The organism is Clostridium sulfidigenes (assembly GCF_000732635.1).
Classification (GTDB): domain Bacteria; phylum Bacillota; class Clostridia; order Clostridiales; family Clostridiaceae; genus Clostridium_J; species Clostridium_J sulfidigenes.
Genome location: NZ_JPMD01000024.1, coordinates 108,865 through 121,657, shown reverse-complemented (window position 1 = coordinate 121,657; position 12,793 = coordinate 108,865). Strand labels below are relative to the sequence as shown.

At 29.3% G+C, this 12,793-nt stretch carries 13 protein-coding genes and 1 other annotated feature; of the genes, 5 read left to right on the top strand and 8 right to left on the bottom strand.

The annotated features are described in order from the left end of the window. The first annotated feature begins 91 nt into the window (after positions 1–91). Entirely contained in the window at positions 92–748 is a 657-nt protein-coding gene (trhA, locus tag IO99_RS10165) for a PAQR family membrane homeostasis protein TrhA (RefSeq protein ID WP_035133011.1), read from the top strand. Positions 749–822: 74 nt separating this feature from the next. Here the strand turns inward: trhA and IO99_RS10160 are convergent, their stop codons facing one another. The 3 genes from IO99_RS10160 to IO99_RS10150 all read right to left on the bottom strand — a co-directional run bounded on the left by IO99_RS10160 (position 823) and on the right by IO99_RS10150 (position 4,050). Next, positions 823–1,395: an FUSC family protein gene (locus IO99_RS10160; protein ID WP_051824044.1), complete on the bottom strand. Its 573-nt coding sequence runs from the start codon at positions 1,393–1,395 to the stop codon at positions 823–825. Between the two features lie 89 nt (positions 1,396–1,484). After that, the gene (ade, locus tag IO99_RS10155) at positions 1,485–3,182 is read right to left on the bottom strand and encodes an adenine deaminase (protein WP_035133010.1); all 1,698 of its coding nucleotides are present in this window, start codon (positions 3,180–3,182) and stop codon (positions 1,485–1,487) included. A gap of 202 nt (positions 3,183–3,384) precedes the next feature. After that, positions 3,385–4,050, bottom strand: a complete 666-nt coding sequence (locus tag IO99_RS10150; protein ID WP_084178148.1) for a ribonuclease H-like domain-containing protein — start codon at positions 4,048–4,050, stop codon at positions 3,385–3,387. Positions 4,051–4,268: 218 nt separating this feature from the next. Between IO99_RS10150 and IO99_RS10145 the strand changes: the two genes are divergently transcribed. Genes IO99_RS10145 through IO99_RS18725 form a run of 3 tightly spaced genes read left to right on the top strand, consistent with a single transcriptional unit; the run spans position 4,269 to position 6,447 of the window. After that, positions 4,269–4,496: a FeoA family protein gene (locus IO99_RS10145; protein WP_035133006.1), complete on the top strand. Its 228-nt coding sequence runs from the start codon at positions 4,269–4,271 to the stop codon at positions 4,494–4,496. Position 4,497: 1 nt separating this feature from the next. Next, entirely contained in the window at positions 4,498–6,276 is a 1,779-nt protein-coding gene (gene feoB, locus IO99_RS10140; RefSeq protein ID WP_035133003.1) for a ferrous iron transport protein B, read from the top strand. Between the two features lie 15 nt (positions 6,277–6,291). Continuing rightward, a complete protein-coding gene (locus IO99_RS18725) occupies positions 6,292–6,447 on the top strand; it encodes a FeoB-associated Cys-rich membrane protein (protein WP_084178147.1) in 156 nt (51 codons plus the stop codon). Between the two features lie 68 nt (positions 6,448–6,515). Here IO99_RS18725 and argS read toward each other — a convergent pair whose 3' ends face one another. The 5 genes from argS to IO99_RS19330 all read right to left on the bottom strand — a co-directional run bounded on the left by argS (position 6,516) and on the right by IO99_RS19330 (position 11,379). Next, on the bottom strand, positions 6,516–8,210 hold the full coding sequence (argS, locus tag IO99_RS10135; RefSeq protein WP_035133000.1) for an arginine--tRNA ligase: 1,695 nt from the start codon (positions 8,208–8,210) through the stop codon (positions 6,516–6,518). An 80-nt stretch (positions 8,211–8,290) separates the two neighbouring features. After that, positions 8,291–8,549 (bottom strand) — a binding site (T-box leader). 143 nt (positions 8,550–8,692) lie between these two features. Then, the gene (locus tag IO99_RS10130; RefSeq protein WP_035133029.1) at positions 8,693–10,273 is read right to left on the bottom strand and encodes an ABC-F family ATP-binding cassette domain-containing protein; all 1,581 of its coding nucleotides are present in this window, start codon (positions 10,271–10,273) and stop codon (positions 8,693–8,695) included. Positions 10,274–10,393: 120 nt separating this feature from the next. Continuing rightward, entirely contained in the window at positions 10,394–10,645 is a 252-nt protein-coding gene (locus tag IO99_RS10125; protein ID WP_035132998.1) for a DUF1653 domain-containing protein, read from the bottom strand. A 64-nt stretch (positions 10,646–10,709) separates the two neighbouring features. Continuing rightward, entirely contained in the window at positions 10,710–11,072 is a 363-nt protein-coding gene (locus tag IO99_RS10120) for a YccF domain-containing protein (RefSeq protein WP_035132996.1), read from the bottom strand. Between the two features lie 133 nt (positions 11,073–11,205). Beyond that, positions 11,206–11,379, bottom strand: a complete 174-nt coding sequence (locus IO99_RS19330; protein ID WP_198028582.1) for a hypothetical protein — start codon at positions 11,377–11,379, stop codon at positions 11,206–11,208. A 336-nt stretch (positions 11,380–11,715) separates the two neighbouring features. Between IO99_RS19330 and IO99_RS10115 the strand changes: the two genes are divergently transcribed. Then, entirely contained in the window at positions 11,716–12,765 is a 1,050-nt protein-coding gene (locus IO99_RS10115; RefSeq protein ID WP_035133028.1) for a carbamoyl phosphate synthase small subunit, read from the top strand. Positions 12,766–12,793 lie beyond the last annotated feature (28 nt).

Below are 12,793 nucleotides of genomic sequence, written 5' to 3'. Positions count from 1 at the left end.
ATGTATTTATATAACCAATGTGATATAATATATATATAATAATACATAGTATTAATAACTATATGTTACAATAAATCTTAGGAGGTATATTATGACTAATTCAAAATTTAGAGAACCCTTTAGTGGATTTTCCCATATGGTAGGAGCTATAATTTCTTTACTTGGTTTATGTTTCTTATTATTTGCCCAACTTCATAGTAACAATTACAACATATACACTTTAATATCAACTGTTATATTTGGAATAAGTTTAATTCTACTGTATACAGCTAGCAGTGTATATCACCTTACCGTAGCTAAAGATTCCATGATTAATATCCTTAGAAAGATTGATCATGCTATGATATTTGTATTAATTGCTGGAACTTATACGCCTATATGCTTAGTTCTATTAGAGACACCAATTAGGTACTATATGCTTGCTATAATATGGACTGTAGCTATAATTGGAATTCTTTTTAAATTGTATTGGATTAATTGTCCTTCCTGGTTATCTTCCTCTATTTATATTGCTATGGGATGGATGGCTATATTCATTTTTAATCCACTTTCAAAAGTTGTATCTAGTAGAGGTCTTTCAATACTAGTGATAGGCGGAGTATTATACACCATCGGTGGAATTATATATTGCTTAGAAAAAAAAGGTAAACACAGAACTTTTGGTGCTCATGAAATATTTCATATTTTTGTTCTACTTGGTAGTTTTACTCATTATTACTTTATTTACAGGTATGTATTTAATCTATAATAATTAATTAATAACCTTTGTAACAACATAAAACTACTGATTATTAATAAATTGATCAGTAGTTTTTAACTATTTCACTCTTTTATATCGATTTTCTCAGGTACTCTCATAATAAAATTTTCTATATCCTCCTCATCCTCATATTCTGCTTTACTCCTCGCAAATTTAGAATCTGAAGGTGGAGAAATAATGTAGTTAATTATTATTGATATGATAATTCCAACTATAGTATCAACAGTTCTTTGAAAGGCATATAGAACTATATTTTCACTGGTCATAGTAATCATAATTACACAAAATACAACACAAGCCATAGATATAGAGTCTTGCCATTTTAATATATTAAGTAATGTTATCAAAAGCACCATTCCTAAAAAGAGCAGAAATATGTTACCTGGATCTATTAGAACAGTTATAATGCCTATTATCCCTCCCATTATAGTACCAAGCACCCTCGCAATTCCAGCATTAATTCCCTTCTTCACTGTGGTTTCCATAGAAATCAAGGCACCTGTAACCACAAAAAATGGTGATTGAAGATGAAACAATTCAGCTACAATTACACTTATTACTGCGGCTAGAGCAGTTTTTATATTTCTCATACCGATATATTTCTTAAATTTATATATAGAGTTTAAGTTCTTCAAGATTACAATCTCCTTAATTAATGTTGTTCATTTTTTAATTATATAAAAAGTATTATTAATATTATATAACTTGTAATATTGTGTTGTAATTAATTAAAAGAAAGTTCAATAAATTTAAATAAATCATAGGAAAATAATCCTTTACTTGTAAGCTTCACCTTTGGAATAACAGGTAGACTCATAAAAGATAAGGTTATAAACGCATCCATATCAGGTTTTAATCCATAGTTCTTTACTAATCTATTTAAATTTTTTAACTTATTATATACATAATCTATAGGTGAATTAGTCATCAATCCTCCTATTTCTAAGGATAGACTATCAATTAGTACACCTTCACTGACTATAGTAATTCCTCCACCTATGTCAATTAGCTTATTTACCGCCTTACACATATCCTTATCATTATCTCCTATAACTATAATATTATGAGAATCATGTGCTATACTTTGAGCTATAGCACAGTTTTTAATACATAATCCGGATAAATATCCTAAGGAATAATGATTTGTATTTTTATGTCTTTCAAAAACTCCTATTTTTAAAATATCTTCATATTCACTCATATCTAAATATCCATCTATAGTTTTACTAGATTTCACTAACAACTTAGTTTCAAGAGATCCTGGAGTTACACCAATTACATTTACTTTGTTTCCATTAGATAGTATTCTAAAGTCCTCCTCTTTCAGCTTTTCTATATTCATAGTGTTTTCACTTTTAACAATGTAAGATAATTTATTATAGTCATCTATTTCTCGACCTGACTTAATTACTTTATAAATATCTACCTCATTTAAATCATTTAAAATAACCAGATCAGCCTTATATCCTGGTGCTATAGCTCCCTTATCTTTTATGCCATAACATGTGTACCCATTATAACTCCCCATTATATATGCTTTTATAGGATCAATACCACTTTGTATACTGAGTTTAATAGCATTATTTATAGATCCTTCTTCCACTAAATCCTCTAGATGCCTATCATCAGTACAAAATAAAAACCTTCGAAAATTCTTATTATTAACTGCAGAAATTAAATCCTTTAAATTTTTAGCAGCAGAACCTTCCCTTATAAGAATATACATACCTAATTTTACTTTTTCTAAAGCTTCTTCCTTTGAAGAACATTCGTGGTCAGTACTTACACCTGATAAAATGTATTGATTAAGATGTTTATAAGAAATTTGAGGTGCATGCCCATCTATAATTTTATCTCTAAATACATTCAACTTATTCATCATGGACGGTGCTTGCTCTATTACAGAAGGTATATCCATTACCTCACCAAGCCCTATTACTTCTGGTTTATCAATAAACTTGGATAAATCTTCTGCACTTAAAATAGCACCGTTTTCTTCGAAGGATACTGCTGGTACACAGGAAGGCATCATAAAATATATATCCAAAGGGCTTCTTTGTGCACTATCTAGCATGAAAGATATTCCATCAATTCCAAGTACATTGGCAATTTCGTGCGGATCAGCTACTACTGTAGTAACCCCATTGGCTAAAGCTACATTTCCATAAGATTCTGGAGTTGTCATGGAAGATTCCACATGAATGTGTCCATCCATAAACCCTGGACATATAACTTTAGAACTACAATCAATTTCTTTAATCCCTTCATATGAACCTATTCCTATAATTGTGTCATCAATAATACCTATATCTCCCTCTTCTATTTCTTCCGTAAATACATTAATAAATTTTCCATTTTTAAGTACTAAGTCACACTTATCATTACCTATAGTAGCGCCTTTTCCTTTTCTTAATATTTCCATAATACCCCCTAAGTTTTTAGAATTATATGTATTTTGTATGTTATTATGAATTTATGTAGTATCATGTTTAATATATTAATTCATTCTATACAATTTAACTATTATTTCTCACATTCTAAATTGATGAATACTAAATACAATATATAGAAAACTATCTCATAGAAAAATACAAATTTATATTCTTCTATGAGATAGTTTTTAATTACTCTGGTCTAATATACTTATTCCATTGAGTATATATATGAAATAAACTAACTACATCCTGCATATTATACAAAAGAATTTTCTCTTTCTTTTCCATGGGCATTCTTGAAAAATACATATCATCTTTCATTATCTTACCAAAGGTTTTTGCCAATGTTGAGCCACTTATGACTTCACTTTCCCTAACAATGCCACATTCACTCTCTAGTGCTTTAAGGCCTATTGACTTCTGTTTAACTTGTTCATATTTTTTTTGCAAATCTATGCTTTTAAAATATTCTTCTACAGTATAATTTAACTTATATTTTTTAAACAGATAATCAATTACTAGATAATCATTATTCCCTGAAAAAGTAACAACATATTCTTTTTTTAAAGTATTTCTCATATTTTCAAAATACTCTTTAGCTAAGGCAAGAATTTTCTCAAGTTCATGCTTATTTTCAATCATATACTGAGTAATTACCAACTTATTATTTTCTTCGTCATAATATCCTGCTCCAAAGACCCCTATGCATATAGGTTTCTTATAAACATAATGTTCTAAGTCAAAGAAAACTGATTTTTTATAAAGTTCATTATCTCCGCTAATATTTAGACTTTGTTTAAATTTATCTTTTTCAATGTCTATAGTACTTTCTTTAACTATCACCTTACCACTCATTTCTTTAATAGGTATTGTACTTCAAATAAACCTATATATAATTATATGTACTATAAAAATATATAATTATATTATACCATAAATAAATCCCTTTTATCTATATAATACATCCGTTTTATGCATTTTATTAATACATATTTTAAGTTGACATTGGTTATCATTTAGAATATAATAATACCATAGATATTGATAATTATTTTCATAAAGGAGTGATATTCATGAATGTTTTTAATTTAAAACCTGGTGATAAAGGTTTAATTAAAGAACTTGCATGTGATGATAGATTAGCTAAAAGATTATTAGCTTTAGGATTTGTTGAAGGAACAGAGGTTTTAGTTAAGAAAACCGCTCCTTTAGGAGATCCAATTATTATAAACTTAAGAGGGACAGACCTTGCAATCAGAAAAAAAGATGCTGAATTAATTTTTATTAAGGAGGCAGTGTAATATGAAAACCATTGCCCTTATTGGTAATCCTAATGTAGGAAAAACAACTTTATTTAATGCACTAACAGGTTCTAACCAATATGTAGGTAACTGGGCAGGTGTAACTGTAGATAAAAAAGAAGGATATTTGTCAAAGGAAATAAAAATTGTTGACCTACCAGGCATATATGCAATGGATACCTTTTCTAATGAAGAAAAAGTGTCTAAAAACTTTTTGTATACTGATGAAGTAGATTTAATTATAAATATAATAGACGGTTCTAATCTTGAGAGAAATCTTTACTTAACCTCTCAATTAACCGAATTTAATAAGCCTATTTTATTAGTGGTAAATATGATAGATGTAGCAGAAAGTAATGGAATTCACATTAATTATTCCGATTTATCTAAAGAATTAGGTGTGAATATTATGGCTATATCTGCTTCTAAAGGTGAAGGTGTAAAAGAGGTTAAAGATTTTCTTATTAATAACTCTTCCTTTGACTCTTTAGATAAAACTATTAATTCTAAACATGGGTTTAATAAAATGAACGAAAAAGAAACCTATGGATATATAGAAAACCTTCTAAACAGAAGTGTAGAAGGAAGAAAAACAAACATTAATACTATTACTGAAAAATTAGATTCTATTGTGCTTAATAAGTTGTTGGCTTACCCTATATTTTTAGGAATTATGTTTATTATATTTAAGTTTACCTTTGATTGGGTTGGTGGGCCACTGCAAGAATTAGCTGATAAACTAGTCAATGAGGACTTTGTATCTTTAATAGCAATACCTCTAGCTAATACATCCCCTTGGTTTAAATCATTAATAATTGATGGTATCATTGGTGGTGTTGGTTCAGTAATTGTATTTCTTCCAATTATATTAACTCTATTTGTAGGGATTAGCTTCCTTGAAGATAGTGGTTATATGGCTAGAACAGCATTTATCATGGACAAGTTAATGAGAAAATTAGGGCTTTCAGGAAAGGCTTTTATACCTTTAATAATGGGCTTTGGATGTTCAGTACCAGGAATAATGTCTGCAAGAACTTTAGAAAGTGAAAAAGATAGAAAGTTAACAGCCCTAATTGTTCCGTTTATGTCTTGTAATGCCAGATTACCTGTATATGCCCTGTTTGCTGGTGCACTCTTTGCAGGTTATGAATCATTAGTCATTTTCGGATTATATTTCTTAGGACTTATAGTAGCCTTTATAATGGCATTTATATTTAAGAATACATTATTTAAAAAAGACGAAGAACCTTTTATTATAGAATTACCTGAATACAAACTTCCTGAATTTAAAAGCTTAATGCTTCATACTTGGGAGAAAGGTAAAGGATTTTTAAAAAAAGCTGGAACTTTAATATTCTCGATATCTGTTCTAGTTTGGTTCTTATCAAACTTTAATATGAGTGGAATGGCTGAAATTAACGAAAGTTTCCTTGCATCTATAGGTAACTTTATATCTCCGATTTTTGTTCCATTAGGCTTTGGTACATGGGAAAACTCTGTGGCACTTTTAACTGGACTTATGGCTAAAGAAGTAGTTATAGGAACTCTAGGGGTACTTTATACTGGTGATTTAGCTAATAGCATAGCTACAACATTTACAATAGCCAGTGGTATTTCTTTCTTAGTATTTACTTTGTTATACACACCATGTGTTTCTGTTGTAGCTACTTTTAAGAAAGAATTTAGTGGAAAACTTGCTGTATTCTCAGTTGTATATCAATTTATTGTGGCATGGATTTTTTCATTTGGAATATATCACATAGCTTCACTGATATTTTAAAGAGGTGATAATATTATGGAAATACTTATAACTATAATTATTGCTATATTAGCGATCTTTATTCTTTTTAAAAATTTAAAGAAAAAATCTAAAGGATGTAATTGTGGTAGTTGTACCTCTAAATGTCCTAATTATGTTAATTCAATAGAAAAATATGAAGATGATAAATAGCACAATAAATAAAGAAAATCCCTTGGATGATAAAATGTCCAAGGGATTTTCTTTATATTAATCTTTTATTACATTTCATCTACTGTTTCAAGACCTATAAGATGTAATCCATTTTCTATTACTTGAAGAGTAGCCTTAACTAAAGCTAATCTGGTATTCTTTGTTACTTCATCTTCTGAATTAGATATATTTATAGAATTATAGAACTTATTAAAAGCTTTAGCTACATCTATAGTAAATCTTGTAACTATACTTGGTTGTAGTTTATCCAAAGCCTGCTTAATAGAATTATTAAACCCAGATAAAGTTTTAACTAGTTCAAACTCTTCCTCTGAAACAAGCTTACTATAATCAACCTCACCAGTACCTTCTCCTAATTTTCTTAAAATACTCTTTCCTCTAGCATAGGTATATTGAACATACGGTCCAGTTTCTCCTTCAAAGCTAAGCATTTCATCCCAATCAAAGATTATGTCTCTCTCTCTTGAGTTTTTAAGATAAGCAAAGACAACTGCTCCAATTCCTACCTTCTTAGCTACTTCTTTTTTATTTTCTAATGTAGGATTTTTCTCATTTATTATTTCTTCTGTTTTAACTACAGCTTCGTTTAACAAATCCTCAAGGAATACTACATCGCCTTTTCTTGTAGAAAGCTTCTTATCTGGGAAACGAACTAAGCCAAAGGGTACATGTATACAATCATCAGCCCAATCATAGCCCATCTTTTTAACTGTACTAAATACTTGTTTAAAGTGAAGGGATTGATCCTTTGCAACTACATATATATTCTTATAAAAATCATAGGTTTTCTTTCTATAGAACATAGCTGCTAAATCACGAGTGGCATATATTGTAGCTCCATCTGCCTTCTTTATTATACAAGGTGGAATATTAAGCTCCTCTAACATAACAACCTTAGCACCATTACTTTCTGTTAATAACCCTTTAGATTCTATTTCATCAATGACAGCATCCATCTTATCTTGATAGAAGCTTTCACCAGCAAAAGAATCGAATTTCACATTTAACATATTAAATAATTTATCAAATTCCTTTAAGCTTAAGTCTTTAAATTTAGTCCACAGCTTAACTTCTTCTTCATTACCATCCTCTAGAAGTTTAAAATGCTTTCTTCCTTCATCATCAAGAACAGGATTTTTTTCTGCTTCATCATGAAATTTTACATAAACCCTTAACATTTCTTTAATCGGTTCTTCCTCTAAAGCTTTCTCATCACCCCAATGATTATATGCATATATAAGTTTACCAAATTGTGTTCCCCAGTCTCCTAAGTGGTTTATCCCTATAGCGTTATATCCCTGAGAATTAAATATTTTATAAAGAGAATTACCAATCATAGTAGTATATAAATGTCCTACGTGAAATGGCTTTGCAATATTAGCTGAACAATATTCAACAATTACATTTTTGCCTACTCCTTCTTTTGTACTTCCATAATTCTCTTTCTCATTTAATACTTTTTCAATAATTTCTTTCATAAAATCATTTTTAGCTACAAAAAAGTTTATATAAGGACCAAAAGCTTCTATTTTTTCAAATCCATCTAAATTACCAAGTAATCCTTTTAGATCTTGAGCTATCATATTTGGTGCTTTCTTCATAGATTTTGCTAACTGAAAACACGGGAATGCAAAGTCCCCCATTTCTGGTTTTGGTGGGTTTTCAACAAGTCTTTCTATTGTTTCCTTTTCCATATCTATATGCTTACATAAATTTTCTGCTATTATATTTTTATACTCCATAATAAATCCTCCTTTTTATTTCTAACTCTTTTATTTATTAAAATTTCAAAATGCATATAAAAAACCGTCTCTTTCCATTGGAAAGAGACGGTTATATACCCGTGGTACCACTCTAATTGACTTTTTTAAAAAGTCCACTCATAATTTTAACGCTTTTCACGACTAACCCTACTAAGTAATCCTTTGGGGCAGCTTCTCCAAGGTTCTCTTCCTAATTTATTATAAATAAATTTCCCTACAATTACTTGTTAAGATTCTTTTATTCTTGTGAAGCTCACACCAACCTTCACTCGCTTTAAGAATTAATAAAGAAAGTACTGTCCTTTTCATAGAATTTCCATATTAAATTTTATATTATTTGTATTATAAATAAATAATGGTAATTTGTCAACTAAATAAATTAATATTTATACAAGTTAAATGTTAATTTATTCATTTAATGCCTATCTACTACAAAAGTAATTTTTATATCAACCTAAGCTCTATTTTAATTCTAAATACTCATCATAAGTCATATTCTTATCAATTACACCACCAGGAATAATTTCTATTATTCTATTTGCAACAGTATTAATAAACTGATGGTCATGGGATGTAAATAATATAGTTCCAGCAAAGTTAATTAATCCATTATTAACTGCTGTTATGGATTCAAGATCTAGGTGGTTTGTAGGCTCATCTAAGATTAATACGTTAGCTCCACTTAACATCATCTTTGATAGCATACAACGAACTTTTTCCCCTCCAGATAGCACAGATGCTTGCTTTAATGCTTCTTCTCCTGAGAATAACATTCTTCCAAGGAATCCTCTTATAAAACTTTCCGCCTTTTCTTCTGAAAATTGTCTTAACCAATCCACAAGATTTAGATCGCAACCCTCAAAGAACTCTGAGTTATCAGATGGAAAATAAGATTGAGATGTAGTTATCCCCCATTTATAGCTTCCACTATCTGGTTCCATTTCACCCATCAATATTTTAAATAAAGTGGTTTTAGCAATACCATCACCTAAAAATGCTACCTTATCATTCTTATATATCATAAAACTTACATTATCTAAAACTTTAACACCATCAATAGTCTTACATAGATTCTCAACAACTAGCAAATCATTACCAGCTTCTCTATCCGCTTTAAATCCTACAAATGGATATCTTCTTGAAGATGGCTTAATATCATCAAGAGTTAATTTATCTAATTGCTTCTTTCTACTAGTTGCTTGCTTAGCTTTTGATGCATTAGAACTAAAACGAGCTATAAAGTTTTGAAGCTCTTTAATTTTTTCTTCTTTCTTTTTATTCTGATCCTTAGACATTTGTAATGCTAATTGACTTGATTCATACCAGAAATCATAGTTACCTACATACATTTGAATTTTTCCAAAGTCTACATCAGCCATATTAGTACATACTTTATTTAGGAAGTGTCTATCGTGGGATACCACAATAACAGTTCCTTCAAAATCCATTAAGAAATTTTCAAGCCAAGCTATAGATTTAATATCTAAGTGGTTGGTAGGCTCGTCAAGTAAAAGAATATCTGGATGACCAAATAAAGCTTGTGCAAGTAAGACTTTAACCTTCTCTGAACCATTTAAATCCTTCATTAACTTGTAATGTAAATCTTCTGTTATCCCAAGTCCTTGAAGTAATGTAGCTGCTTCACTTTCAGCTTCCCAACCATTAAGATCTGCAAACTCACCTTCAAGCTCAGAAGCTCTTATACCATCTTCATCACTAAAATCTTCTTTAGCATAAAGAGCATCCTTTTCATTCATAATTTCAATTAATCTAGGATGACCCATAATTACAGTTCTTAGTACTTCTTCTTCATCATAAGCAAAGTGATCTTGCTTTAAAACTGCTAATCTTTGTCCTGGTGTTATATTAACTTCGCCTGTATTAGGTTCTATATCTCCTGATAATATTTTAAGGAATGTAGACTTCCCTGCACCATTTGCTCCTATTAATCCATAACAATTACCTTCTGTGAACTTAATATTAACATCCTCAAAAAGTTTACGTCCTCCGTATCTTAAACTAACTCCTGTAGTACTAATCATAACGTTACCTCCAATTATCATTAAAAAAGTCTTACCCATTGGGTAAAACCTCTTGAACTTTTCTTTAAAACATACGATTACTATTATAACATAGATTTATATTTTATACTATTCTTTACTTCAAATATTTTTACTTTCTACTATTATCTCTTGAAATCTATACCTTTGTCCTGTTGGATTAACCTTATTTTTAGGTACTTCTTCTATAAACATCTTATATGGTCTTACAAACAATCCACACTCCCCATATAATGCTCTATATAGCACCATCTTTTCTTGTGTTTCTGAATTTATTACAAAATCCTCAAGTAAATATAAATCCCCTTTGAAGTGTCTAAAAATCTTCCCCTTTAATTCTGATATATCTCTCATAACTCCTCCTATATAATTACTTTAATACTACAATAATCATAGATATAACCTATTAAATCAATTCTTATATTACATCTTTTCCAAATGGTGCTAAAGATAATTTTGCCATTTTTAATGATTGAGCAGCAAAAGGTATCCCTATTATAGTTATAGACAGTAAAAATGCACTTATTATATTGGTTATTGCAAGGAGCAAACCTCCAAATATTACCCATAATATATTCAGAAAAAATCCCATACTACTATCATTTGTTGTAATAACTTCTTTTCCGAAAGGTGCAAATTGTAGTTTAGCTAACTTAAAACACTGAATACCAACTGGTATTCCCACAATAGTTATACACCATAAAAGACCTGTTAAAAACCATTGCAACCCTGCAACTAATCCTCCAAATATAAACCAAATAATATTTCCTAAACAACTCATAATATACTCCTTAAAAACTTCTAATAATTAATATAATATATAATTAATTTATATTTGCAATGGAATTTAATAAAAATTAACAAAAATAAGCTTAGATAAAATTAAATTTACCTAAGCTTATTTATAAATATTTTTATTTATCTAAATTTTTATTTACTTTTTCTAAATAATTTGTTTCACTAACAATTTTATTTTCAAAATTTTCTACGGCTCCTTTAGTATAATTACCAATAGCCTTTGAATTTAACCCTTGGAGATTATTATTATTTTTTAAACCATTGTTTTTTAAATTATTGTTTTTACTCATTTGTTATCACCTCCTGAATTTATTGTTAGTAATTTTATTAGATTTATTCAACAAATATTTGCTATATACTTCATTAAAAATTATATTTTATAATAATATATTTATTTTATTATTGACATTTGAAAAAGTTTTTTATAAAATCAAAAGGACAAATCTACTTTTAAGTTGGTCCAGAGAGGCCAAGAAGGGAGACAGGAATAATGGCTAGAATTATAATTATTTTAAAGAGAAACCCATAGGATAATAAATAGAGCATCTAATAATTGCTTTGTTTGTTGTCCTTTTTGTTGTACATTAATTATTTTGATTGGAGGGTTTTTCTTGAAAACAAAAAATATTGAAGCAAAACTTATATTAGAAAACGGAATGGAATTCAAAGGTAAAGCCTTTGGATACATTGATGATACCGTTGGAGAAGTAGTATTTAATACATCTATGACTGGGTATCAGGAAACTCTTACTGATCCATCTTATTATGGTCAAATTGTAACTATGACCTATCCCTTAATTGGAAATTATGGAATTAATTTAGAGGATTTAGAGTCTTCTTCTCCAAAAGTTAAGGGGTTTATTGTAAGAGAAAAATCTAATAATCCTTCAAACTTCAGATGTGAGATGGAGTTAGATGGATATCTTATAGAAAACAAGATTTTTGGACTAGAAGGTATTGATACAAGGGCCCTTACGAAAATTCTTAGAGACTATGGATCAATGAAGGGTTATATAACAACTAAAAACTTATCCTTAGAAGATATAAAGGATAAGTTGGAAAAATTCCAAAATGATGATGCTGTGTATAAAGTATCTACTGATAAAATATATGAAATACCAGGCAGTGGACCACATGTTGCCGTTATGGATTTTGGAGTTAAATCAAATATCTTGAGAAGTTTCAAAGAAAGAAATTGTAGACTAACTGTGTTTCCAGCTACCTCAAAGGCTGAAGAAATTCTTTCTACAAACCCAGATTTAATATTTCTATCTAATGGTCCTGGAGACCCTATGAAATTAGATAATATAGTTAAAGAAGTAGTAAAATTAGCAACTTCAAAACCTACTTGCGGAATTTGCCTTGGACATCAACTTTTAGCTTGGGCCTTTGGTGGAGAAACTAGTAAACTAAAGTTTGGTCATAGAGGATCTAATCACCCAGTGAAAGATATTATATCAAGTAAGGTATACATAACTAGTCAAAATCATGGCTACTATGTTTCTAAGTTACCTGTTGATATGGACATCACTCATGTCAGTGTAAATGACGGCACCTTAGAAGGTATGATGCATAAAAAATTGCCAATAGCAAGTGTACAATATCATCCAGAAGCATCACCAGGACCTAAAGAAAATAACGTTATATTTGATAGTTTTTTAAGCTTAATAAAATAAATTACATTAAGAAAGACAGTGAGCTTTC

What these genes read in the sequence shown, in the direction of transcription:
- trhA (WP_035133011.1), top strand. Translation starts at nt 92, where the DNA reads ATGACTAATTCAAAATTTAGAGAACCCTTTAGTGGATTTTCCCATATG.
- ade (WP_035133010.1), bottom strand. Translation starts at nt 3,182, where the DNA reads ATGGAAATATTAAGAAAAGGAAAAGGCGCTACTATAGGTAATGATAAG.
- IO99_RS10150 (WP_084178148.1), bottom strand. Translation starts at nt 4,050, where the DNA reads ATGAGTGGTAAGGTGATAGTTAAAGAAAGTACTATAGACATTGAAAAA.
- IO99_RS10145 (WP_035133006.1), top strand. Translation starts at nt 4,269, where the DNA reads ATGAATGTTTTTAATTTAAAACCTGGTGATAAAGGTTTAATTAAAGAA.
- feoB (WP_035133003.1), top strand. Translation starts at nt 4,498, where the DNA reads ATGAAAACCATTGCCCTTATTGGTAATCCTAATGTAGGAAAAACAACT.
- IO99_RS18725 (WP_084178147.1), top strand. Translation starts at nt 6,292, where the DNA reads ATGGAAATACTTATAACTATAATTATTGCTATATTAGCGATCTTTATT.
- argS (WP_035133000.1), bottom strand. Translation starts at nt 8,210, where the DNA reads ATGGAGTATAAAAATATAATAGCAGAAAATTTATGTAAGCATATAGAT.
- IO99_RS10130 (WP_035133029.1), bottom strand. Translation starts at nt 10,273, where the DNA reads ATGATTAGTACTACAGGAGTTAGTTTAAGATACGGAGGACGTAAACTT.
- IO99_RS10125 (WP_035132998.1), bottom strand. Translation starts at nt 10,645, where the DNA reads ATGAGAGATATATCAGAATTAAAGGGGAAGATTTTTAGACACTTCAAA.
- IO99_RS10120 (WP_035132996.1), bottom strand. Translation starts at nt 11,072, where the DNA reads ATGAGTTGTTTAGGAAATATTATTTGGTTTATATTTGGAGGATTAGTT.
- IO99_RS19330 (WP_198028582.1), bottom strand. Translation starts at nt 11,379, where the DNA reads ATGAGTAAAAACAATAATTTAAAAAACAATGGTTTAAAAAATAATAAT.